General features: G+C 70.6%; 18 protein-coding genes. 10 read left to right on the forward strand and 8 right to left on the reverse strand.

The annotated features are described in order from the left end of the window. Nucleotide 1 precedes the first annotated feature (1 nt). A complete protein-coding gene (locus OHT77_RS03795) occupies nt 2-1,294 on the reverse strand; it encodes an ABC transporter substrate-binding protein (RefSeq protein WP_328826527.1) in 1,293 nt (430 codons plus the stop codon). Nucleotides 1,295-1,368: 74 nt separating this feature from the next. Continuing rightward, nucleotides 1,369-3,498 carry a glycoside hydrolase family 27 protein gene (locus tag OHT77_RS03800; protein ID WP_443047915.1) on the reverse strand — a complete coding sequence of 710 codons (2,130 nt, stop codon included), beginning with the start codon at nt 3,496-3,498 and terminating at the stop codon, nt 1,369-1,371. 222 nt (nt 3,499-3,720) lie between these two features. On the opposite strand from OHT77_RS03800, the gene OHT77_RS03805 reads away from it, so the two are divergent. After that, nucleotides 3,721-7,797, forward strand: coding sequence for a discoidin domain-containing protein (locus OHT77_RS03805; protein ID WP_328826528.1), 4,077 nt, complete (start codon nt 3,721-3,723; stop codon nt 7,795-7,797). 14 nt (nt 7,798-7,811) lie between these two features. Here the strand turns inward: OHT77_RS03805 and OHT77_RS03810 are convergent, their stop codons facing one another. Then, nucleotides 7,812-8,258 carry an SRPBCC family protein gene (locus OHT77_RS03810; RefSeq protein WP_328826529.1) on the reverse strand — a complete coding sequence of 149 codons (447 nt, stop codon included), beginning with the start codon at nt 8,256-8,258 and terminating at the stop codon, nt 7,812-7,814. Between the two features lie 232 nt (nt 8,259-8,490). On the opposite strand from OHT77_RS03810, the gene OHT77_RS03815 reads away from it, so the two are divergent. Both OHT77_RS03815 and OHT77_RS03820 read left to right on the forward strand, forming a co-directional pair. Continuing rightward, nucleotides 8,491-9,459: an ATP-binding cassette domain-containing protein gene (locus OHT77_RS03815; RefSeq protein WP_328826530.1), complete on the forward strand. Its 969-nt coding sequence runs from the start codon at nt 8,491-8,493 to the stop codon at nt 9,457-9,459. Further along, nucleotides 9,456-10,241, forward strand: a complete 786-nt coding sequence (locus OHT77_RS03820; protein ID WP_266778415.1) for an ABC transporter permease — start codon at nt 9,456-9,458, stop codon at nt 10,239-10,241. The genes OHT77_RS03815 and OHT77_RS03820 overlap by 4 nt, the downstream gene beginning before the upstream one ends. Here the strand turns inward: OHT77_RS03820 and OHT77_RS03825 are convergent. The 4 genes from OHT77_RS03825 to OHT77_RS03840 form a co-directional block, all read right to left on the reverse strand. Further along, the gene (locus OHT77_RS03825) at nt 10,222-13,344 is read right to left on the reverse strand and encodes an ATP-binding protein (protein ID WP_328826531.1); all 3,123 of its coding nucleotides are present in this window, start codon (nt 13,342-13,344) and stop codon (nt 10,222-10,224) included. The genes OHT77_RS03820 and OHT77_RS03825 overlap by 20 nt on opposite strands. A 35-nt stretch (nt 13,345-13,379) precedes the next feature. Then, a complete protein-coding gene (locus OHT77_RS03830) occupies nt 13,380-14,651 on the reverse strand; it encodes an MFS transporter (RefSeq protein ID WP_328826532.1) in 1,272 nt (423 codons plus the stop codon). A 271-nt stretch (nt 14,652-14,922) separates the two neighbouring features. After that, entirely contained in the window at nt 14,923-15,504 is a 582-nt protein-coding gene (locus tag OHT77_RS03835) for a response regulator transcription factor (RefSeq protein WP_328834143.1), read from the reverse strand. A gap of 50 nt (nt 15,505-15,554) precedes the next feature. Further along, nucleotides 15,555-16,817, reverse strand: coding sequence for a sensor histidine kinase (locus OHT77_RS03840; RefSeq protein ID WP_328826533.1), 1,263 nt, complete (start codon nt 16,815-16,817; stop codon nt 15,555-15,557). 134 nt (nt 16,818-16,951) lie between these two features. On the opposite strand from OHT77_RS03840, the gene OHT77_RS03845 reads away from it, so the two are divergent. The 5 genes from OHT77_RS03845 to OHT77_RS03865 all read left to right on the forward strand — a co-directional run bounded on the left by OHT77_RS03845 (nt 16,952) and on the right by OHT77_RS03865 (nt 20,998). Next, nucleotides 16,952-17,368, forward strand: coding sequence for a hypothetical protein (locus OHT77_RS03845; protein WP_328826534.1), 417 nt, complete (start codon nt 16,952-16,954; stop codon nt 17,366-17,368). Nucleotides 17,369-17,500: 132 nt separating this feature from the next. After that, nucleotides 17,501-17,947, forward strand: coding sequence for a MarR family winged helix-turn-helix transcriptional regulator (locus OHT77_RS03850; RefSeq protein ID WP_328826535.1), 447 nt, complete (start codon nt 17,501-17,503; stop codon nt 17,945-17,947). Nucleotides 17,948-17,979: 32 nt separating this feature from the next. Further along, nucleotides 17,980-19,737, forward strand: a complete 1,758-nt coding sequence (locus tag OHT77_RS03855) for an MFS transporter (RefSeq protein ID WP_328826536.1) — start codon at nt 17,980-17,982, stop codon at nt 19,735-19,737. 98 nt (nt 19,738-19,835) lie between these two features. Continuing rightward, complete coding sequence (locus tag OHT77_RS03860) at nt 19,836-20,429, forward strand: isochorismatase family cysteine hydrolase (RefSeq protein ID WP_328826537.1); 594 nt, start codon at nt 19,836-19,838, stop codon at nt 20,427-20,429. Beyond that, the gene (locus OHT77_RS03865) at nt 20,426-20,998 is read left to right on the forward strand and encodes a YbhB/YbcL family Raf kinase inhibitor-like protein (protein WP_328826538.1); all 573 of its coding nucleotides are present in this window, start codon (nt 20,426-20,428) and stop codon (nt 20,996-20,998) included. Before OHT77_RS03860 ends, OHT77_RS03865 begins: the two co-directional genes overlap by 4 nt. A gap of 24 nt (nt 20,999-21,022) precedes the next feature. On the opposite strand, the gene OHT77_RS03870 is transcribed toward OHT77_RS03865, so the two are convergent. Further along, the gene (locus OHT77_RS03870; RefSeq protein WP_328826540.1) at nt 21,023-22,069 is read right to left on the reverse strand and encodes a LacI family DNA-binding transcriptional regulator; all 1,047 of its coding nucleotides are present in this window, start codon (nt 22,067-22,069) and stop codon (nt 21,023-21,025) included. 108 nt (nt 22,070-22,177) lie between these two features. On the opposite strand from OHT77_RS03870, the gene OHT77_RS03875 reads away from it, so the two are divergent. After that, the gene (locus OHT77_RS03875; RefSeq protein ID WP_328826541.1) at nt 22,178-23,356 is read left to right on the forward strand and encodes a phytanoyl-CoA dioxygenase family protein; all 1,179 of its coding nucleotides are present in this window, start codon (nt 22,178-22,180) and stop codon (nt 23,354-23,356) included. A gap of 18 nt (nt 23,357-23,374) precedes the next feature. Continuing rightward, a complete protein-coding gene (locus OHT77_RS03880) occupies nt 23,375-24,136 on the forward strand; it encodes an SDR family oxidoreductase (protein WP_328826542.1) in 762 nt (253 codons plus the stop codon). Nucleotide 24,137: the final 1 nt, after the last annotated feature.

Here is a 24,137-nt window from a genome sequence, read left to right on the forward strand (position 1 = left end):
GTCAGGCGTTCCAGATCTTCTCGGCGTCGCGCTGCCAGTCCGTGAGGATGCTCCCGATCGACTTGGGCCTGGCCAGGAACTTGGTCAGCGCGTTGTCGGCGGAGGGCTGGAGGGCGTCGCTGGAGTCCCGGTTGAAGAACTGGGTGACCTCGGCCGCCTCCTCGACGTGCTTGCGGCCCTTCTTCACCAGGGCGGTGCCGGCGTCCTTGGCGTCGGGGTTGCAGGGCAGGACGGTGCCGGAGGAGCCCTTGATGTAGATCTCCTGGGCCTCGGCGGTCGCGAGGTACTTCATCAGGTCGATCACCTGGTCGTGCCGTCCGGTGCGCGCGCTGGCGAAGTAGCCGTCGGTGGGCGCCTCTTCCGCGAGCGGGACCTTCGGGTCGATGATCGGGAAGCGGAAGAAGTCGACGTCGTCGAGGGCGTTCTTGGGCGCCGCGTCGGCGAAGAAGGTGCCGATGAGCATCATGCCGCTGCGGCCGTTGAGCAGGGAGGTCGACGCGTCCTGGAAGGCGACGGCGGTGCCGTTCGGGTCGATGTACGGCAGCACCTCCTGCCAGCGGTCGAAGACCTTGCGCACCTCGGGGTCGTCGAACCGGTGCTTCCCGGCGAGGAGTTGGCGGTGGTACTCGGCGCCGTTGATGCGGATGTCGAGGTAGTCGAACCAGGCGGACGCGACCCAGGCCGTGCCGCCGCCGGCGCCCAGTCCGATCGGGGTGACGCCCTTGCTCTTGAGCTTGTCGCACAGGTCGAGGAAGTCGTCCCAGCTCTTGGGCTCGCTCACGCCCCACTTGGCGAAGTTGGACTTCCGGTAGAACATGCCCCACCAGTAGTAGGTGGTGGGCACGAAGACCTTCTTGCCCGAACTCGTCGACGTGCAGAGCGAGTTGAGCGCCTTGGAGTAGCGCTTGAGGTCGGGCGAGGAGGTCCACGCCGCGTCGAGGTCGAGCAGCAGGTTCTTCTTGGCGTAGGCGTCGGCGACCGAGCCGGGGTACCAGGTGTACACGTCCGGCGGGTTGGCCGAGGTGAGGTACGTCGGCAGCTGGGTGCGGAAGGTCTCCGCGGCGACCGTGTTGAGGCTCGCCCGGTCGGAGCCCTTCTTGGCGTAGGCGGCGACCAGGTCCTCCATGGCCGCCTTGGCCTGCGGGGCGGACAGGTTGGACTGAAGGGTCACCGCTCCCTTGGAGGAACTCTTGCCGGAGGAGGTGGAGGTGACGCAGCCGCTGAGCAGTGCCGTCGCCCCTGCGGCGCCGAGTCCGGCGAGGAACCGGCGTCGGTCTGGCTGGTGGTTCGTCATGGATGGCTCCTTGTGGATCCCGCGCGGATCCAGGTTCACGTGGCGTCCCCACCACGTCAAGAATAATTACTAATTTAGTTGAACTGAGTCCGATGGACGTAGCCGTCGACGCCCTGGAAGACCGCGTCGACCGTTCCGCCCGGCCCGGCCACGGCACCGAGCGCGCCGTCGAACGCCGCGCTGGGGAAGGCCTGTTGCTTGGTCCAGCCCTGCCAGGCACCGTTCTCGTACCGCTCCTGCCAGAGCGTGTAGTCGGCGGCCCGCGCGTACAGCACCACGGCGTCCCCTACGGCGACCAGCGTCGGGCTCCCGCTGACGGTCCCGCCGACGGACGCCCAGTCCGTCCACTCCCCCGTCGTCTCCCGGGTCCGCGTCCACACATCGTCGGCCGCGGTGCGTACGGCGACCTGGACCCGCCCCTGCGCGTCCACGACGGCGGACGGGCGCCCGTACACCGCCTTGCCGCCGGGTGCGCCGAGCGAGGACCAGCCGGTGGACGGGCCGCGCTGCACGACCTGCCCGTCGGTGCCCGTGGCGAAGAGCGTCCAGTGCGCGGGGTCGGTGAACGCCACCGAGGGCGCGTCGGCGACCCGGCCGCCCAGGCTCTGCCACCCGCTCCAGCGCCCGGCGGCGTAGACCCGCCGGTAGACCCGGGAGTCGGCGCCGCGTACGAAGACGTCGATCCGGCCGCCTGCCGAGGCGTAGGCGGCGGGCTGGCCGAGGATCTCGCCCTTCGTGGGTCCGCCGAGGTCCCTCGTCCTGCCGCCGGCCTGCTGGACGAGCGAGCCGTGCGGGCCGCGCAGGAAGGTGGTCAGGGTGTCGCCGTCGCGCACGACAGCGGGACCTGCCGTGGTCTTCTGGCCGAGATTCGTGCCGGGCACGGCGTCCGCCCCGGTCAGCTTCAGGAGCGCGGTGCCGTGCGCCGGGACCTCGACGGTGTACGACCCCGTGTGGGTGCCCCGGTCGGCGCGGGCCCGCAGGTCGCGGACCCGGACCGGGCCGCCGAGCCCGGCGTCCGCGAACTGCACGGTGCGCAGGGCGGGTTGGTCGGACCGGTTGAGCAGCACGACCGCGCGCTGCCCGTGCCCCTCCAGCACCTTGCTGTAGACATCGCCGACGGAGTCACTGGCCACGCGTACGCCCTGGACGGCGAGCGGGTCCTGGTCGACGGCGATGATCTCCGGGTTGCGCAGGGTGGCGAGCATGGAGTCGGACAGGGTGCGCGGGTCGGAGCCCAGGACGAGCGGCGAGCCCATCTCGGCCCACATCACGTACTGCGTGGTGGACTCCTCCTGGGTCAACTCCAGCGTGCCGTCGGTCATGTGGCGCATGGGGATGAGGTAGTCGGGGTCGTTGTAGTGCCCGGGTCCCTGCGCCTCGGGGTGCCAGGCGTTGGCGTCCATGTTGCGCAGGATGTTGGGCCACTGGCCGGGGCTCGGGGTGCCCCAGGCGATGTCCGTGCCGGTGCGCCAGGAGTCGGCGATCGTCGGGGCGTAGACGTACGTGTTGTGCGCGTCCTGCTCGGGTGTGTGCGGCAGGCCCCAGTCGTCGGTGAGCGGGTTGCAGAGGTTGAGCAGCATCTTGCGGCCGGACTTGGCGACCGCGTCGCTGAACTCCTTGTACGCAGGGCCCGGATCGAGCTTGGCCCCGATGCCGCACAGGAAGTCGACCTTGATCGCGTCGATCTTCCAGCCCGCGAACTGCCGGGCGTCGGCGTCGTAGTGGCCCCTGCTGCCCAGGCCGCAGCTCTTGCCGCCGTCGTAGGTGCCGGCGTCGGTGTAGATGCCTGCCTTGAGGCCGCGTTTGTGCAGGTAGGACACCAACGCGGGGATGCCGGAGGGGAAGCGGTCCGGGTTGGCGACCAACCGCCCCTGTGCGTCGCGGGGGTTGTCGGCCTGCCAGCCGCCGTCGAGCCACACGATGTCGTAACCGGCGTCCCGCAGACCGCTGTTGACCAGCTTGTCCGCGACGGCGCGCACCTGTTGTTCGGTGGGGGCGCCGAGGCCGTAGTAGGTGTTCCAGCCCATGTAGGGCGTCGGCGCGAGGCCGCTGTCGTAGTAGGCGGGGGCTCCCTGGTCGGTGCCGGTGCGGGCCATGGCCGCGGGGGCCGTGGTGGCGGCCAGCACGGTCACGACGGCGATCGCGGTGGCTCGGCGGGTCAGTCTCGATGCCGCGGGTGTGCGGACCTGCGGATGTGAAGTCACTTGCCTCTCCCGGAGGTTGGGAAGCAGGAGGACGCGACCCGGGCCGCACTGCGACAGGGGCTTCCGGCGTCACGGCGACGACTGTGGCGTGCGGCCGAAACCCTGTCAATATTAATTCCTAATTTATTAGAAGGCTGCATCAGGGGTTGACAGAGTCCATCACGCGTCACAGCCTTTGGCAACGTTGTCAGTGCCGCTGGTTCTTGATGGGACATCACGCTCATGACAGATCAATCGGGTGCGCCGCGCCTGTCGCGCCGCTCCGTCGTCACCACGGGTTCGACCCTGCTGGCGGGGTTCGGCCTGGGTGCCGTCCTGCCCATGTCGACCGCCACCGCCGCCGGTTCCGCCCGGTCGGCCACACCCTCCTCCACCGGTGAACTCGCCCTCCACCGCCCGGTGTCGGTCTCCTCGACGGCCTACGCGCCCACCCCGGGTTCGTTCGTGGTGGACCGGCTCAGCTCGCCGGGCGTGCGGGGCAGCGGCTGGCGTGCCGGGGCCGGCGACCCGCAGTGGATCTCGGTCGACCTCCAGGCCGCGTGCGAGGTCACCTCGATCCGCCTCACCTTCGAGGGCGACGCGAGCGACCCGGTGTTCACCCCTCCCACCACGGGCAACCCGGCCGACGGCACCACGGGCAAGGAGATCCAGTCCAGTTACTCGGTCGAGTACGTCGTCGAGACCTCGACCGACCACACGTCGTGGACCAGCGTCCACCGCACCACGGCGGGCACCGGCGGCGTCGTGACCATCCAGCCGCCCCGCCCGGTCACCGCCCGCTGGGTACGCCTCACCTCGACCCGCCGCTCCAGCCCCAACCCCCTCGGCCTCAACGGCTTCGAGGTCTACGGCACCGCCCGGGGCCATCGCCCGTCGGCCACGGGCTGGACCGACTGGGGCACCCACTCGGGACCCGCGCCGAAGCTGGCGGTGGCCGAGGACGGCACGGTCCCGGTGGAGTCCGGCTGGCGGCTGACGCTCGACGACTGGGCCGACGGTGACGGCGCGAAGCTGTCCAAGACGACGGTGGACACCAGCAGTTGGCTCCCGGCCACCGTCCCGGGCACGGTCCTCGGCTCCCTCGTGGACCAGGGCAAGCTGCCCGACCCCGTCGCCGGACTCAACAACCTCCACATCCCCGAGGCCCTGTCACGCCATTCCTGGTGGTACAAGCGGGACTTCGAGCTGCCGCACGGTCTGCGCACCGGGTCGGGGCGCCGGATCTGGCTGGAGTTCGACGGCATCAACCACACCGCCGACATCTGGCTCAACGGCAGCCATGTGGGCGGTCTGACCTACCCCTTCGCCCGCTCGGCCCACGACGTGACCGCGTCCCTCGCGGCGCACGGGGCGAACGCGCTCGCCGTGAAGATCACGCCCATGCCGGTGCCCGGCAGCCCCGGCGACAAGGGCCCCGCCGGTGAGTCCTGGGTGGACGCGGGCGCCAACCAGATGAACCTCAACTCCCCCACCTACCTGGCCTCTTCGGGCTGGGACTGGATGCCGGCGGTACGCGACAGGGCCGCCGGCATCTGGAACCACGTCCGGCTGAGATCGACCGGCCATGTCGTGATCGGCGACCCGCGCGTCGACACCGCGCTGCCGAACCTGCCCCAGGTGTCGGTCGCCGAACTGACGATCGTCGTGCCGGTCCGCAACGCCGACACCAGCGCCCACAAGGTGACGGTCTCCGCGGCCTTCGACAACGTACGCGTGAGCAAGGCCGTCACCGTGCCCGCGGGCGAGAGCGTCGACGTCACGTTCAGTCCCGATACCTTCGGTCAACTGCGTCTGAAGAACCCGAAGTTGTGGTGGCCCAACGGCCTCGGCGACCCCACGCTCCATGAACTCACCCTGGTCGCGACCCTCGACGGCGCCGAGAGCGACCGGCGCACGACCCGGTTCGGCATCCGTCAGTTCGGCTACGCGTACGAGGTGCCGCTGCCGTTCGTCGACTCCGGTGACGCGTACACCCAGACGGTGACCTTCGGCCGGCAACAAGCGCGGTACGTGCGCGTCAAGTGCCTTACCCGGGCGTCCGGTTGGGGCTACTCCCTGTGGACCCTGGCCATACGCGACAGCACGCGGGCCGGCACCGACCTGGCCCTGCACGCTCCAGCCGACGCGTCGACCACGGACGGCGACGACCACGGCGCCGCCAACGTGACCGACGGCGATCCCGGCACCCGCTGGTCCTCGGCCTACACGGACGACCAGTGGATCCGGGTCGACCTGGGGTCCGTGCAGTCCCTCGACCAGGTCGACCTGGTGTGGGAACAGGCGTACGCCAAGACCTACTTGGTGCAGGTCTCCACCGACAACTCCACCTGGACCGATGCCACGTCGGTGGACAACAGCGCGGTGCCGCTGCCGTTCGGGAACGCCAACGCGAGCCTGCAGGTGGAGGACTTCAGCGCCCGGACGGCACGCTATGTGCGTATCTCCTGCGGGCTGCGCAACACCAGTTGGGGCAACTCCCTGTGGTCGCTCGGTGTCGTCGACAGCACGGCCTCCTCGGCCGACCTGGCCCTGCACCAGAAGACGACCGCGTCCACCGAGGACCCCGACCACCCGGCGGCGCACGCCACCGACGGCGACACGAGCACCCGTTGGTCCTCGGAGTACGCGGACAACCAGTGGATCCAGGTCGACCTCGGGGCCTCGAAGCGTTTCGACCGGGTCGCCATCCTGTGGGAGTCGGCCTACCCGAAGACATATGTGATCCAGGTGTCGGACGACGGCGACACGTGGACGAACGTGAAGTCGGTGTCCAACACGCCCGATCCGCTGAAGATCAGCGTCAACGGGGTGCGGGTGCTGGCCCGCGGCGGCAACTGGGGCTGGGACGAACTCCTGCGCCGGATGCCGCCGGAGCGCATGGACGCGGCCGTGCGGATGCACCGCGACATGAACTTCACGATGATCCGCAACTGGGTGGGCACGTCCGACCGGGAGGAGTTCTTCGCCGCCTGCGACGAGCACGGCATCCTGGTGTGGAACGACTTCCCCAACGCGTGGGGCATGGACCCGCCGGACCACGACGCCTTCAACTCGATCGCCCGGGACACCGTCCTGCGCTACCGCATCCACCCCAGCGTGGCGATCTGGTGCGGCGCCAACGAGGGCAACCCACCCGCCGCCATCGACCAGGGCATGCGCGAGGCCGTGCAGGACCAGGCCCCCGGCATCCTCTACCAGAACAACTCCGCCGGCGGCATCATCACCGGCGGCGGTCCCTACGGCTGGGTGGAGCCGGAGAAGTACTTCGACCCGAGCACCTACGGCAGCAAGGACTTCGGATTCCACACGGAGATCGGCATGCCCGTCGTCTCCACCGCCGCCAGCATGCGCAACATGACCGGCGACGAGCCCGAGTGGCCGATCCAGGGCGCGTGGTACTACCACGACTGGAGCGAGCGCGGGAACCAGGCACCGCAGACGTACAAGGCGGCCGTAGAAGCGCGTCTCGGGGCGACCACCGGCCTGGACGACTTCGCGCGCAAGGCGCAGTTCGTCAACTACGAGAACACGCGGGCCATGTTCGAGGCGTGGAACGCGAACCTGTGGGACAACGCCAGCGGGCTGATGCTGTGGATGTCCCACCCGGCGTGGCACAGCACGGTCTGGCAGACGTACGACTACGACTTCGACGTCAACGGCACGTACTACGGCGCCCGTTCGGCCTGTGAACCGCTGCATGTGCAGGCCGATCCCGAGGGGCGGGTCATCGCGGCCAACCACACGCGCGACGACCTCAAGAACGCTGTGGTCACCGCCCAGTTGCTCGATCTGACGGGGCGTCGGCTCGGTGCGAACAAGACCGCCCGACTGGACGTCGCACCGGCCGCGACCACGAAGGCGTTCACCACGGCCTGGACCGACGACCTGCCGGACCTGCATCTCCTCCGCCTGACCCTGACCGGCGGCGACGGCCGGGTCCTGTCCCGCAACACCTACTGGCGCTATCGCACACCGGCCGCCATGCAGGCACTGGGCCAGGCACCGAAGACGAAGGTCTCCACGAAGCTGGGGCGCGTGTCCCGCTCCGGAGACCGGACCGAACTGACCGCCACCGTCCGCAATCAGGGACCGGCCGTCGCCGCGATGGTCCGGCTCTCGCTGAAGAACGGCGCGACCGGCCATCGCGTGCTGCCGACGCTGTACAGCCACAACTACCTGTGGCTGCTGCCCGGCGAGTCCCAGACCGTCACTCTGTCCTGGCCGACCCGGGCCCTGACCTCAGGTCGTCCGCTCCTGGAAGTGGAGGCATACAACAGCCGCCCGGCAAGCGCGAGTTAGTACCAGCCGGTCCGTCAGGACGCCTCCACCGCCGTCTTGATGCGCTGCCCGAACGCGGGCGCGTCCTTACGGGCCGCGCCCAGGGCGAAGCCCACCAGCAGCTTGCCGACGCCGTGGCCTTCGAGGACGTTGAAGATCCGGACCCTGGTCGTGCCCGGACCAGTGGATTCCAGGTCGTAGCCGCCCTCGGTGGCCGTCACGGTGTTCTTGGACGTCTCCGTCCAGCGGATGCGGTGGGGCGCCTCGTATTCGGTGATCCGGAACGTCCGGCCCGTCTTCATGCCGGCGTCCTTGACGGTGCTCGTGAAGACGGTACCCACGGCCGTCGGGCCCGCGGGGGTCTTGGTGATCTCCTGGACGCGCGGGCTGAACTTGGGGTCGTTCGTGCCCTCCGCGAGGAAGGCGAAGACTTCCTCGACGGGGCGGTCGACCTCGGTTGTCGCCTCGAACTGTCCGGCCATGATTCCTCCTGTGCTGCGGTGGGAGTCCTGCTGTGCTGCGATGGGAGTTCTGGCTGGGTGCGCCCTGCTGCGCCGAACATCGTCAGCCTATCGGCGTGGCTCCGTCCGTGCTCCTCGTCGGCGGTGCGGGGCCGCGCCCGGGCACCGCCGAAGGGCTCGCCCGCACCCGGTTCCAGGGCACTGAAACCGCGGTGAAACCGAGCTGAAGGCGCCCTGCCACAAGCTCTGCGGCATGACGACAACGACCCACGAACCAGCGATCTCAGCCACCGGGCTGCGCAAGGCCTACGGGGACAAGACAGTCCTCGACGGCATCGACCTCACCGTCCCCACCGGCACCATCTTCTCCCTGCTCGGCCCCAACGGCGCAGGCAAGACCACCGCCGTCAAGATCCTCTCCACCCTCGTCACCGCCGACGCCGGCCAGCTGCACGTCGGCGGACACGACCTGGCCGTGGATCCGCAGGCCGTGCGGGCGACGATCGGCGTCACCGGACAGTTCTCCGCCGTCGACGGGCTGATCACCGGCGAGGAGAACATGCTCCTCATGGCCGACCTCCACCACCTCTCCAAGCAGGAGGGACGGAAGGTCGCCGCCGAGCTGCTGGAACGCTTCGACCTCACCGAGGCAGCCAAGAAGCCCGCGTCCACCTACTCCGGGGGCATGAAGCGCCGTCTCGACCTCGCGATGACGCTCGTGGGCAGCCCCCGGATCATCTTCCTGGATGAACCGACCACCGGTCTGGACCCCCGCAGCCGCCACAACATGTGGGGCATCATCCGCGAACTGGTCTCCGGCGGTACGACGGTCTTCCTGACCACTCAGTACCTGGACGAGGCCGACGAACTCGCCGACCACATCGCCGTGTTGAACGACGGCCGCATCGCCGCCGAAGGCAGCGCCGACGAGTTGAAGCGGCTCGTGCCCGGCGGACACGTACGGCTGCGCTTCACCGACCCCGGCGCCTACCAGTCCGCCGCGACCGCCCTCCGCGAGGTCAGCCGCGACGACGAGGCGCTCTCGCTCCAGCTCCCCAGCGGCGGCAGCCAGCGCGAACTGCGCGCCATTCTCGACCAGTTGGACACCGCCGGCATCGAGGCCGACGAACTCACCGTGCACACCCCCGACCTCGACGACGTGTTCTTCGCCCTGACCGGCGGCGCCAAGGTCCCCCACCAGTCCAAGGAGAACGTCCGATGAGCACTCTTTCCCTCGCCGTCCGCGACTCGTCCACGATGCTGCGCCGCAACCTGCTCCACGCGCGCCGCTACCCGTCGCTCACCCTGAACCTGCTCCTCACCCCGATCATGCTGTTGCTGCTCTTCGTCTACATCTTCGGCGACGTGATGAGCACGGGCATCGGTGGCGCGGACCGCTCCGACTACATCGCCTACATCGTCCCGGGCATCCTGATGATGACCATCGGCGGCACCGTGATCGGCACGGCGGTCTCCGTCGCCACCGACATGAACGAGGGCATCATCGCCCGCTTCCGGACCCTGGCCATCCACCGCGGCTCGGTGCTCGTCGGGCACGTCGTCGGCAGCGTGCTGCAGTGTGTCGCCAGCGTGGTGCTGGTCGGCGCGGTCGGCGTGGCCATCGGCTTCCGGTCCACCGACGCCACCCCGCTGGAGTGGCTGGCCGCGTTCGGTCTGCTCGTCCTGTTCTCCCTGGCGCTCACCTGGATCGCCGTGGGGATGGGCATGGCCAGCCCGACCGCGGAGGCGGCCAGCAACAGCGCGCAGCCGTTGATCCTCCTCCCGCTCATCTCCAGCGCGTTCATCCCGGCCGACACGATGCCGGGCTGGTTCCAGCCGATCGCCGAGTACCAGCCCTTCACCCCGGCCATCGAGACCCTGCGCGGTCTGCTGCTCGGCACGGAGATCGGCAACAACTGGTGGATCGCCATCGCCTGGTGCGTCGGGCTCACCGTGCTCGGCTACCGCTGGTCCACCGCCTCGTTCAACCGCGACCCGAAGTAGTCGCCATGACAGCGCGGGCGGCGTCCCGCAACTCGTCCCGCCCCAGGGCGGCGTACTCCGACACCGCGTCGGTGTACGCCGCCCTGTCGGCGTCCTCGGCCGCCTGCCGGGCGAGGTCCGCTGACATCGTGGGCTGGAACTCCCGGAACACGCCCAGCCGTTCGGCAAGCGCGATCATCCGCGCGGCGGACGGGTCGTCCTCCGTGAACCCGACCGTGCCGAGGGCGTGCAACATCGTTCCCAGCAGGGGGAGTTCGGAGGGTGAGCCGTACGACTCGGCGAGCAGGGTCCCCAGCCCCCCGCGCAACCGGTCGACGGTGTCAGCGACCAGCGCGAGCCGGCCGGCGCGTGCGTGGGCCGTCACGGCCACCGACTGGACCATGAACGCCCATGGATCGGGGCGGACTTCGGCGCCGCGCGACGATCCTGCCGCGAGCATGCGCTCCACGGCGCCCCGCCACAGGCCGAGTCCGACCTCCGTCAGTCCACGGGCGAGCGCGATCTCGGCGCGCCCGCCGAGGTCGGGGCGGTAGAAGTCGTCCTCCGGCGGCGGGTTGTCGCTCTCCGTCTGCCGCAGCCAGTACTCGGCCTCGTCCACCTCCCCGCGCTGCAGACAGGCGAGGGCGAGGAGCGAGCGGACGCCGATGTGGTCGTGCCCGTCACCGAGCCGCGGCAACACGGCGAGGGACGCCTTGAGATGCTCGTACGCCTCCTCGCCCCGCCCGGTGCGCAGGCACAGTTCGCTCAGCCGGGAGTGCACCATGAGCTGGATGGACGGGTTGTCGACTGCCGCGAGTCCGACGACCGTTCGGCGGGCCGAGACGAGGGCGCGCTCGATGTGGTGCTCGAACTCCCAGACGTAGCAGGCCACGCACTCGGCGATGCCGGAGAGCAAAGGCTGCCGGTCCTCGGACAGCCTGCGCAGCACGTCGTAGCCGGGCGGGCGAATCTCGGGGATCGCGCTGAGCACGACGGAGGCGGCGCGCATCAGCGAGTCCGGCGGGGCCGCCGGGAGCCGCCGCAGGGTGACGAGCTGGCGCACGGCGCGTGGGCCCTGGCCCATGAACACGGTGATCGTGCCCAACACCGCCGCTGTACGGGCGACTTCGAGGTATTCGGGCTCGGGGTGGTAGTGCGAGAGCGCCGGGCCGGTGTCGGCGGTGAGGGCGATGAGGCGGGGGTAGTTGGTGCCGGTGGACCACAGGCTGGAGAGGACGGCGGCGAGCGCGGCGGTCGCGGGATGGTCCAGGCGTGCCTGAGCATGCCGTAGCGCCGCCACGAGGTTGTCCTGCTCGGCCTTGATCCGCTCCCACGCCGACTGCGAGTCGGACCCGAACAGCACATCGTGATGCGCGACCCCGAACTCCCGCGCCCAGACGAGGAATTGGTCTACGACGGCCTGGTCCTCACCGGCCTCCGTGCGGCGGGCCGCGCTGAACTCCCTTACGGTCTCCAGCATTCGGAACCGCACCCCGGCCGCGGTGTCGGCGACGGTGAGCAGCGACTGGTCGGCGAGCTGCTCCAGCAGCAGCAACGCGTCCTCGCCCAGGACCTGTTCGGCCGCTTCGCCGGAGAAGCCGCCCGGGAAGACGGACAGGGTGCGCAGCGCCGCCCGGGCGTCCTCGTCGAGAAGGTTCCAGCTCCACTCGACGACCGCGTGCAGGGTGCGGTGCCGTTCGGGCACGTCCCGGGCGCCGCCGCGCAGCAGCGCGAACCGGTCGCCGAGGCGGCGGGCGATGTCCGGCACCGACAGGACGCGCACCCGAGCCGCCGCCAGCTCCACCGCGAGGGGCAGCCCGTCGAGGTGCCGGCACAGCTCGGCCACCGCGTCCGACGGCAGTTCCACGCCGCTTCTCGCGGCGCGGGCCCGCTGGGTGAACAGCTCTACGGAGACGGCGAGTCCGAGTTCGGGCAGCGCGTAGACCGCCTCGGAGGTGAGGCCGAGCGGGGAGCGGCTGGTGGCGAGCACCCGCAGGTCCTTGGAGGACGAGACCAGGGCCTGGACGAGGTCGGCGGCGCCCCGGACGACCTGCTCGCAGTTGTCGAGGACCAGCAGCGCGGGCCCGGAGCCGAGCACGCCCAGGATGCCGGACACCGGGTCGCCCGAGGCGGGCCCGTTCATGGCACCGGCGCCGAGCACGGAAGCGACCTCGGCGGCCACGTCCGCGTCGTCGGTGACACCGGCGAGCGGCACGAAGTACACGAGACGCTGTTCGGCCCGGCGGCTGACGGCGTGCGCGAGCCGGGTCTTGCCGAGTCCGCCGGGTCCCACGACGGTGACGGCGCGTGAGACACGCAACAGCCCTTCCACCGCGGCGATGTCGTCGTCCCGGCCGAGCAGTGGATTCGGCTCGTGCGGCACCCCGTGCCTGGCCACGGGCGCCTCGCCGCGCAGCAACTCCTGTTGTACGGCCTTGAGTCCGGGCCCCGGGTCCGTGCCGAGCTCGTCGCGCAGCTCACGGCGGTACGCCTCGTACCGGGTCAGCGCGGCGGACGGACCGGCCGTCGCCGCCTCCCCTCGCAGCACCTCACCGAGCACCTCCTCGTCGCGCGGATGCGCCGCGGCGGCGACGGCCAGCGGTCCCGCGGCCTCCGCGTGGCGTCCGAGGCGGGCGAGCGCGAGCGCCCGCGCGCGGACGAGCGTGTCGTGGACGGGGGCCCGCTCGGCGCGCAGGGCGGCCACCGGGTCGTCGTTGTCGGCGCCCTGGTCGGGGGTGCCTTCCCAGAGGGCGAGCCCGGCCTCGGCGGCGGCCAGCGAACCCGCGTGATCGCCCGCCCTCGCCCGGTCCGCGCTCGCGGCGGCGTGCAACAGCAGGGCGGAGCTGTCGACCTGGTCGGCGGTGAGGTCGAGCCGGTATCCGGTCGGTGTGCTGACGATGAGGTCGGCACCGAGCTGTGCCCGCGCCCTCGACACGAGGACCTGCAACGCCTTCCCCGGCCGCTCCGGCAGCTCGTCCGGCCACAGCCCTTCCACGAGCCGCTCGGTGCTGCACCCGGTCCTCAAGTCCCCCGCGAGCAACGCGAGCAGCCCGCGCAGCCGGGGCGCGGTGACCTCCTGTCTTCGGCAGGCGACACGCGGCAGCAGGGTGAGGTCAATGGTCACCCGTGCAGATTAACCAAGGTCCCGCCGCCGCTTCCCTACTCGGTACCCGCGAGGCCGTGGAGATCCCTTCCCAGCCGCGCCAACGGGGACACCGACATCACCACCGGCGACAGCAGCATGCCCACGGCCGTCACGAGGAGGCTGGTCCGCGGCCCCCACTCCTGCGCGAGGAACCCGCCGAGCAGCGAGCCCAGCGGTGTCATCCCCATGCCGGCGAAATTGATCGTCGCGGCCACACGCCCCTGCATCCCGTGGGGAGTTACGGCCTGCCGGACGGCCATGACCGTGACGTTCACCAGTTGTCCGCCGACCCCGAACACGAAGTTGGCCGCGAGGAGTACGGGAATCGTCGCTCCGGACGACCCGTGCAGCGCGGGCACGCACAGGAACGCGCCGTCGCCGAGTGCCGCCGCGCCCACGATCACCGGACCGTATCCGAACCGGTGCGGCAGCCGCGCGGCCAGCAGCGCGCCGACGAGCGCACCCGGACCGGTCGCGGCGAGCGCCAGGCCTACGGCGGTGCCCGAGAGGTGCAACTCCCGTGGCAGGAAGAGCAGATAGACGGTCATCGTGGCCGCGAAGAAGAACTGGAAGGCGGCCGCGGCAAGACACACGGCGCGCAGCAACGCCTCGCCGCCGACGAAACGCAGACCTTCATGAATCCGCCGCCACACGCGAGGGGGACGTCCCGAGCGCTCCGGGACGGGTTCGGTCCGGCGGATCCGTCGGATCGAGAGGCACGACACCGCGAAGAGCAACGCGCTGGAGCCCACGGCGATCGGCGCCGACAGCAGGGTCACCAGCGTGCCGCCGAGCGCGGGTCCGCCGATCTGCGCGGCGGACCTGCTGCCCTCCAACGCGCTGTTGCCGCGCACCAGTTGATCTCGCGTCACCAGCCGTACCAGGGACGTTTGGTAGGCCATGTCGAAGAACACGGAGAGGACGCCGGCGGCGAAGACCACCGCGAACAGCGCGGGCAGACCGAGCCGGTTGAGCAGTCCGGCCACGGCCGCGGCGCCCAGCACCACGGTCCGGCCCACGTCCGCCATCACCATCACGGTGCGCGTCCGCCAGCCGTCCACCCACGCGCCGACAAGGAGCGAGAGCAGCAGGATCGGCGCCTGTTCCACGGCGCGCAGCGCGCCGAGCTGTCCGGCACCGACGCCGAGCGTCAGCACGGCGAAGAGCGGTAGGACCACCAGGCTCGCCTGCTCGCCGAGTTGGGAGGCGGTCTGCCCCAGCCAGAGCCTGCGGAAGTCGCGATCCCGCCACAGGCTCGACGGAACGCGTACGGAGGAGGACGGCACGAGAACCCTTTGACTTGCCGACAACGAGACCCGCGAACCGGCGCGCGGAAGACGCGCTCAGGGTTCGAGCGGGGAGGGAAGGGCTCGCTGTGCCGCAGCATCAAGGGCGGCACGCGATGACGGACCGATCACGGTCTACGACGTCAACGCGCGCCCGGACGACCGGGCATCTCTGGGCTCCAACGTCTCGGCGTTCAGGGGCGATGGGGAACGTAACTCGGCGAGGGCCTTCCGCGAAAGGCAATTAGTGGCCGCACCCGGAGTGCAGCGCCTATCCGGCGCTCAGGAACCGCAGGACCGCCAGTACCCGGCGATGGTCGCTGTCGACCGATGGCAGATCGAGCTTCGTGAAGATGCTGTTGATGTGCTTGGCCACGGCGCTGTCGCTGACGACCAGTTGGCGGGCTATGCCGGAGTTGGAGCGCCCCTCGGCCATCAGGGCCAGTACCTCGCGCTCGCGCGGGGTGAGCCGGTCCAGTGGGTCGCTGGAGCGGCGCAGGAGGAGTTGGGCCACGACCTCGGGGTCCAGGACGGTGCCGCCCGCCGTGACCCGGTGGAGGGCGTCGATGAACTCCTCGACGTCGGCGACGCGTTGCTTGAGGAGGTAGCCGACGCCACCGGTGTTCGTCGTCAACAGGTCGGCTGCGTACCGCTCTTCGACGTACTGGGAGAGCAGCAGCACCGCCGTGCCGGGCCACTCGCGGCGGATCACCAGGGCCGCGCGCACCCCTTCGTCGGACTGGGCGGGCGGCATCCGGACGTCCACGACGGCCACGGCGGGGCGGTGTTCGGCGACGGCGGCGAGCAGGGCGTCGGCGTCGCCGACCTCGGCGTTGACGTCGTAGCCCGCCATCTCCACCACCTTGACCAGGCCGATCCTGAGCAGGACCGAGTCCTCGGCGATCACGGCGAGACGGCGCACGGCAACTCCACGGTGATGACGGTCGGGCCTCCGACGGGGCTGCTGAGCGCGAACACCCCGTCCACGGAGGCCGCCCTGCGGGCGAGTCCTGCCAGGCCGGAGCCGTGGGCCGGGTCGGCGCCGCCGGGACCGTCGTCCGCGACGGTGACCCTGAGCCTACCGTCGTGGATCCCGACGGTGACGTCCGCGCGGGATGCCTCGGGGGCGTGCTTGGTGATGTTGGCCAGGGCCTCGGAGACGGTGAAGTAGGCGACGGCCTCGACGGTCGGGGCGAGTCGCCGGGGCACGTCGACGTGCAGCCTCACGGGGAGCGGGCCGCGAGCGGCGATGCCGGACAGGGCCGCGTCCAGGCCCCGGTCGTCGAGTACGGCCGGATGGAGGCCCCGGACCAGGTTGTTCAGCTCGTCGATCGCTTCCTTGGCCTCCCGGTGGGCGTCGTCGATGACCTGTCTGGCCTCGACGGAGAGGTCGGTGAGGGTGGCTCTGGCGATGCCGAGGTTCACGGCGAGGGAGACCAGGCGCTGTTGTGCGCCGTCGTGCAAGTCCCGCTCTATGCGCCTGCGTTCGGCATCGGCGGCGTCGATCGCGCCGGCCCGGCTCTCGGTGAGGTCCTCGACGCGGCGGGCGAGTTGTTCGGTGCGGCTGGGGCCGAGCAGGGCCAGGGCGGCGCGGGTGTCGAGGCGGACGAGGACGGGGGTGAGCCAGAGGGCGGCCAACAGGGCGGCGAGACCTGAGGCGTTGATGTACACGGCTTCCGTGGAGGACTCCAGGAACTTCGGCAGCTGCTCAGGGGGCACGCCCCACATCCACACCAGGGCGGTCCCCGCGAACACGCCCCAGCCCCACAGCACGAAGGTGACGGCCGTCCCGCACAGCACGGCAGGCCCCACGAGCAGGTGGTAGGCGACCTGCCGCCAAGTCGCCCCGGCGCGCGCCCAGTTCACCGCGCCACGGAGCGTGGGCCTGCGTCGCGTGACGGGGAGCAGCGGTATGTCGACACCGGCCAGCGAGGCGAATCTGCGGCGCTGGGCGGCGGTCAGTGCGCCGACGCCGTAGACGACCAGCAGCAGCGGTGCGAGGACGGCGAGTTGGACTTCCGGCACGGCGTCCAGGTCATGGAAGAGCAGCCACGGTTGGGCGAGGAGGACGAGCGGAAGCAACTGCAGTGGTACGCCGGTGACGTTGAAGGCCGTCGCACGGCCCACGCGTGCGAACGTGCCGCGCAACGCGGTGAGAAGGCCCATGCGGACCACGGTAGGGCGCGGGTCGACCGGACGGCCATGGAGGTGGCTCCCGTTCCGGGCTGTACCCAGCGCCACCCTCAGGTCGGAACTCCACGTTACTGACCTGGGAGTTCATCCCGAGAAGCCTTGTTCGCATGACAACGACAACGAACTGGAACTGGCCGTCCCGGGTGCTCGCCACCGCCGGACTGGCCCTCGTCCCCTGGATCTTCGCGCTGGCGTGGGTGGCGGGCGAACACCCCGTGGCGTGGATCGGCCTGGACGTGATGGAGGCGACCGGCCTCATAGGCACCGGCCTCTTACTGGCCCGGTGCGACCCCCGCCGGGTCGCCGTGGCGCCGGCGACGGCGGTCCTCCTGACGGTCGACGCCTGGTTCGACGTACTGACCGCCGACCCCGGCACGGTCCTCACGGCCATCCTGATGGCCACATGCCTCGAACTGCCCCTCGCCGTGCTGTGCACGGCAGTGGCACGGGATGCGCTGCGGGCACTGCCACGCCAGGTGCGGAACCAGCTACCCGGCAGGCGGGCAGGTGCCGGTCGTCGCTGATCTTCCTGGGGTGCTGAGGGGGGTAGTGGACGACACCCGGACGACGCTCGGGTCCGCGGAGAACCCCTGGGGGATCAGCGGCAGCGTGCGGTGGCAATTTACTAAGGCAGACTTATAAAGTAGCCTTAGCATATGAACGACGACCAGGATCTGGATCCGACCGCCGTCGCCTCCGCGCTGCTCGCGAGTTTTGGTGTGCTGGTGCGGCGGGCCCGGCAAGTGCCGGTCGAGGGTGGGCTGACGATGCCCGAGCGGAGCGCGCTGGCGCGGCTGGACCGGGGCGGGCCCGCCACCTCCTCGGCGATGGCCCGTGAGGCGCAGATCACCGCGCAGGCCATGGGGGCGACGCTCAACGCGCTGCGGAACCGCGGCCTGGTCGAACGCCGGCCGGATCCGGAGGACGGCCGACGCGTGGTGCTGACGGTGACCGAGGCCGGGCGGCAGGCGCTGAAGGACAAGCGCAACGCCCGGGCGGAACTGTTCGCCCGCGCCCTGACCAGCGGCGCGTTCACCCAGGCCGAGGTAGAACAACTCGCGGCGGTGGCACCGCTGTTGGAGCGCCTGGCCCAGCACATCTGACGGCGGCGACGGAGCCACGAGAAAGCAGACCCATGACAGACCCTCTCAAGGTGCGTGCCCCGCGCCGCCCGGCCGCCGACGACCGGTACAAGTGGACCGCGCTGACGAACACGACCGCAGCGGTCTTCATGTCCGCGCTGGACGGTTCCATCGTGCTGATCGCCCTGCCGGCGATCTTCCGGGGCATCCACCTAGACCCGCTCGCGCCGGGCAACATCGCCTACCTGCTGTGGATGATCATGGGCTACCGGCTGGTCCAGGCCGTCCTGGTGGTCACGGTGGGGCGCCTCGGCGACATGTACGGCCGGGTCCGGATCTACAACTCCGGGTTCGCGGTCTTCACCTTCGCCTCGATCCTGCTCTCCTTCGACCCCTTCGACGGCGGCCACGGCGCGATGTGGCTGATCGCCTGGCGGCTGCTGCAGGCCGTCGGCGGCTCGATGCTGACGGCGAACTCGGCCGCGATCCTCACCGACGCCTTCCCCGAGGAACAGCGCGGCTTCGCCCTCGGCATCAACCAAGTCGCCGCGCTGGGCGGCATGTTCATCGGTCTCGTCGCCGGCGGTCTGCTGTCGGCCTGGGACTGGCGGGCGGTGTTCTGGGTCAACGTGCCCGTCGGCGTCTTCTTCACGGTGTGGGCCTACCGCACCCTCCGCGAGACCGCCCGCCGCGACGGCGGCCGCATCGACTGGTGGGGCAACATCACCTTCGCGGTCGGCCTCAGCGCCGCCCTGATCGCGATCACCGCGGGCCTCCAGCCCTACGGCGGCCACACCATGGGCTGGACGAACCCCCTGGTCGACGTGCTGATCGCGGGCGGAGTGCTGCTCCTGGCCGCTTTCGTCGTCATCGAGAACCGCGTCTCCGCACCGATGATCCAGCTCAGCCTGTTCCGCCAACGGGCCTTCACCTTCGGCAACTTGGCGGGCCTGGCCATCTCGATCGGCCGGGGCGGCATGCAGTTCGTGCTGATCATCTGGCTGCAGGGCATCTGGCTCCCGCTGCACGGTTACGACTACGGCGACACCCCGCTGTGGGCCGGCATCTTCATGCTGCCGCTGACCGCGGGCTTCCTCGCGGCGGGCCCGGTCTCCGGGTATCTGTCGGACCGGCTCGGTTCACGGGGCCTCGCCACCGGCGGCGCGGTCCTGTTCGGCGCGAGCTTCCTGGGCCTGATGTGCCTGCCGATCGACTTCAGTTACTGGGTCTTCGCGCTGCTGATCGCGCTCAACGGGATAGCCAGCGGGATGTTCGCCTCCCCCAACTCCTCCTCGATCATGGGCAGTGTGCCCCCACGGCTGCGCGGAGTCGCCTCCGGCATGCGCGCCACCTTCCAGAACTCCGGCACCGCCGTCTCCATCGGCGTCTTCTTCTCCCTGATGATCGCCGGACTGGCCAGGACACTGCCAGCCAGCCTCACCACCGGGCTCCAACAGCAGGGCGTACCCGCCCACGTGGCGTCCCAGGTCGCCGGACTGCCCCCGGTCTCCTCCCTGTTCGCCGCACAGCTGGGCGTCAACCCGATCCAGCACCTGCTGCAGCCCAGCGGTGTCCTCCCCCATCTGACGGCCGCGCAGCAACACACCCTCACCGGGAGCGAGTTCTTCCCGAGCCTGATATCCGGGCCGTTCCACTCGGGCCTGGTCGTCGTGTTCGCCTTCGGCGCCGGTCTCGCCTTCCTCGCCGCCATCGCGTCGATGCTGCGCGGCACCGGCACCCGACCCGCAGCCAGGAAGCCGGAGCCGAGCACGGCCGTCACCGGCGACGCCCTCGCCCGGCCGGACAAGTAGCGCCCACGGCTGAGCCCGCCCCGCACCGCCCCGCCTCGAGCACGGCGACCTGCCGACGTCCGAGACATCCCAAGCCGCCCCTAGGAGCACCAACTCCCATGCCACTCACCACCATCGACCCCACCGCCGCGCTCGTCGTGGTCGACCTCCAGAAGGGCATCGTCTCCGCCCTGACCGACAACACCCAGGTCACCACCGCCGTCCAGCAGGCGACCCACCTGGCCGCCGAGTTCCGGCGGCACGGTCTCCCTGTGGTCCTGGTCAACGTCACCGGCCGCGCGCCGGGACGTACGGACAGCCCCGCCCGGGTACGCATCGACACCGGCACATCCGCCAACACCACTGCTCAACCCGCCGGTTGGGCCGACCTCATCGACGAACTCGACGTACAGCCGACCGACCACCTGATCACCAAGCGGCGGCGCAGCGCGTTCCACGACACCGGACTCGACACGCTGTTGCGGGACTTGGGCGTCACGCAGGTCGTGCTCACCGGCGTCGCGACCAGTTCGGGCGTCGAGTCGACGGCACGCTCGGCCGTCGACCACGGCTACCACGTCGTCCTGGCCACCGACGCCATGGGCGATCCCGACCCCGAGGCCCATCGCCACAGCGTCGAGCGCATCTTCCCCAAGCTCGGCGAGACCGCGACCACCGCCGAGATCGCCGCCATGGTGGAGGCGACCCGATGAGCCTGCTCGGCCGACTCCTGAAGAACCGCCGGGCAGGCGAGACGCACATGGCATGGAACCTGCCCAACCTCCAAGGCCCCGGTCAACTCACCCTCACCAGCCAGGAGTTCGGCGACGGCGACACCCTGTCGCTGAAGCACTGCGCGAAGCAGATCCGCGGCGACGACCTCTCCCCCGGGCTGACCTGGTCCGCGCTGCCGCCCGGCACCGCCCAACTCCTGTTGGTCGTCGAGGACATCGACGTCCCCATGTCCAAGCCGGCCGTCCACTGCGTCGCCCTGATCGACCCGGCGACCGTGCATCTGGAGCCCGGCGCCCTGGCCGCACGTCAGCCCGGCCCGGGGGTGCGGATCCTCCGTTCCACCATCGGCCGGGGCTACCACGGCCCCGCACCCGTCAAGGGCCACGGCCCGCACCGCTACGTCTTCGAGCTGTTCGCCCTCGCGGCTCCCGTGGCCGACACCGCCGGCACCACACCGGTGGACCGGGCCCGGCCCCGCGCCTTCCTGCCCACCGTCACCGCGCCGGTGCTCGGCCGGGGGCGGCTGACCGGGGTCTACGAACGCTGATCCCGGGCGCGACGCGCCTCCGTATCAGTCGACGACCGGTACGGACGGCGCGTCGGGCGGCATGTTGAACGGTGTGACCACCTGGATCACCGAGGGCAGCGACGGGCCGTCGTCGGGGAGTGCCTTGTGCGCGCGCATGATGATCTGACAGGCGCGGCGCATGTCCTGGCGCAGGTCGTGGTGGAGAACCGCGGACAGGCGGCGCTCGCGCAGCAGGCGGGTGTTGTCGTGGTCGAGGTCGTGGGCGACGAACACCGCGCACTCCCGGCCGAGCGTGTCGAAGGCGTCGAGGGTGGCGACGTTGCCGCCGCCCGCGGAGTACACGGCGATGATGTCCTCGTCCCGCTTGAGCGCCTCCAGGACGAGTTCGTGCTGGGTGGCGTCCAGGCCGTCGCTGTCGGTGACCTCCACCAGGGAGCGCCGGGGGTCGGCGAGCCGCATCGCGCTGCGGAACCCCATCTCGCGCTCCTCCTCGCCGCGGAAGGAGCCCCTGCTGATGGTGGTCAGCACATTGCCGGGCCGTCTGCCCAGCCACTGTCCGAGGAGGTAGGCGGCGGTGGCGCCGGCCGCGCGGTTGTCGATGCCGACGTAGGCGAGGCGGGCGCTGTGCGGCAGGTCGGTCACCAGGGTGACGACGGGGATGCCGGCCGCGACCATCCGGCCGACGGCGGCGGCGATCTCCGGTTCGTCGGGCGCCTTGAGGATCACTCCCTGTGTGCCGCGCTTCGCGATCCGGTCCAGGGTCCCGATGAGTTCGGCGGGTGGGCAGGTCTCCCGGAAGTGGAAGCGTGAGCGCACCAACGCGGGGTGCAGGGACGGCAGTTCGGCCTCCAGGGCGTCCCGTACGGCGGTGGAGAAGCGCTCCGGCGTCTGCATCACGATGTCGATCATGAAGGTGCGGCCGCCCAGCCGGACCTGGCTCTGCTGCCGGTCCAGGTCCTTGATGGCTTCCTGGACCTCCCTGATGGTGCTCTCGGTGACGTTGCCCCGCTGATTGAGGACGCGGTCGACCGTGGCCGTGCTCAGTCCGGCCTGCCGGGCGATTTCCCTGATCGGGTACCGATGTCGCATGAGTGATCCCCCAGACCGATGATGCACTTTTGATGTAGCGGTAAGCATTGAATGATGGGTTTGAGTTACCAAGACTGGCAGAAACGCCCTGACAGCGAAAGGACCCGGATGTCTCCCACAACCGCAGGGACGCGGACTTGGTTGACCGAGGCGGACTGCGATCTCGACGCGTTCCGCGCACTCGTCGAGCAGAACACCGACCCCGCCGATCACCCCCTGGCCGAGCGGATCGAACAGAATGTCCCGCTCTACGACAGCCGTCGGCTGCGTGATCTCGCGGCCACCGCCGAGGGCCGCCGGGACGTGCAGAGCGAACTGGTGCGTGCCCTGCTCGACGGACCCGGCATCGTGGTCCTCAAGGGCGCCTTCCCGGACGAGGCGATCGTGGACCGGGCGTCCGACGCCTTCCGCGCGCTGATCGAGGAGGAGCGCGCGAGCGGCACGGCCCGCGGCGACCACTTCGCCAAGCCCGGCGCGAACGACCGCGTGTGGAACGCCCTGGACAAGGTGGCCGTACGGGCGCCCGAGGCGTTCGCCGACTACTACGCCAACGACATCCTGGAGCTGATCTCGGAGGCCTGGCTGGGCCCGGCCTACCAGGTCACCTCGCAGGTCAACGTGGTCAACCCGGGCGGCGCGGCGCAGAGCGTGCACCGTGACTACCACCTCGGTTTCCTCTCCCAGGAGCAGGCGGCGGCCTACCCGGCGCACGTCCACCGGCTCTCGCCGGTGCTGACCCTGCAGGGCGCGGTGGCCCACGTCGACATGCCCGTGGAGTCCGGCCCGACGCTCTATCTGCCGCACTCGCAGAAGTTCGAGCCCGGCTATCTCGCCTGGCGGCTCCCGCAGTTCGTCGAGTACTTCGAGACGCACCACGTGCAGCTGCCCCTGGAGAAGGGCGACGCGGTGTTCTTCAACCCGGCGCTCTTCCACGCCGCGGGCCACAACGTCTCGGCCGACATCAAGCGCATGGCCAACCTGCTCCAGATCTCCTCCGCCTTCGGCCGCGCCATGGAGACGGTGGACCGCGAGGCGATGTCGAACGCCCTGTTCCCGGTGCTGCTCAAGCGCAAGGCCGAGGGTGTCACCGAGGACTGGCTGCGCCATGTGATCGCCGCGACCGCCGAGGGCTACCCCTTCCCCACCAACCTCGACCTCGACCCGCCGGTCGAGGGCCTCGCCCCGCCCTCCCAGGCGGACACCCTCCGGCAGGCCGTCGCCGAGGAGTGGGCTCCCGAGCGGCTGCGCCAGGAACTGCAGGCCGCCGCCAAGCGCCGCCAGAGCTGAGAAGGACACATCACACACATGGGACTGCTTGAGGACAGAGTCGTCCTCGTCAACGGCGGCAGCCAGGGCGTCGGCGCCGGTGTCGTACGGGCATCCGCAGGGGAAGGCGCGACCGTCGTCTTCACCGGGCGGCGCCCCGAGGTCGGCGAGAAGCTGGCCGCCGACACCGGCGCGCTCTTCGTGCGCGCCGACCTCGCCGATCCGGCCCAAGCACGCGACAGCGTCGTACGGACCGTCGAGGCCCACGGCCACATCGACTGCCTCGTCAACGCGGCCGGACTCACATCACGCGGCTCGCTGCTCGACACCACACCCGAACTGTTCGACCAGCACATGGCCATCAACCTCAAGGCCCCCTTCTTCGCGATGCAGGCCGCCGTGACCGACATGGTCGCCCGCGAGGCACCGGGCACCATCGTCAACATCGGCTCCAACTGCGCCCACGGCGGCCCGCCCTACCTCGCCCCCTACTCCGCGGCCAAGGCCGGACTCGCGGGCCTCACCCGCAACGCCGCCCACGCCCACCGCTTCGACCGCATCCGCATCAACACGCTCAACATCGGCTGGACGGACACCGAGGGCGAGGACGCCACGCAACGCGCCTTCCACGGAGCCGGCGACGACTGGCGGGAGCAAGCCGCCGCACGCCAGCCGATGGGCAAGCTCGGCCAGCCGGACGAGATCGCCGCGTTCGTCGTGTTCCTGCTCTCCGACCGCAGCGGTGTGGTGACCGGCTCGGTGATCGACTGGGACCAGAACGTCCTGGGCGCCCTCGACTGAC

Source organism: Streptomyces sp. NBC_00252, assembly GCF_036187565.1.
Lineage (GTDB): Bacteria > Actinomycetota > Actinomycetes > Streptomycetales > Streptomycetaceae > Streptomyces.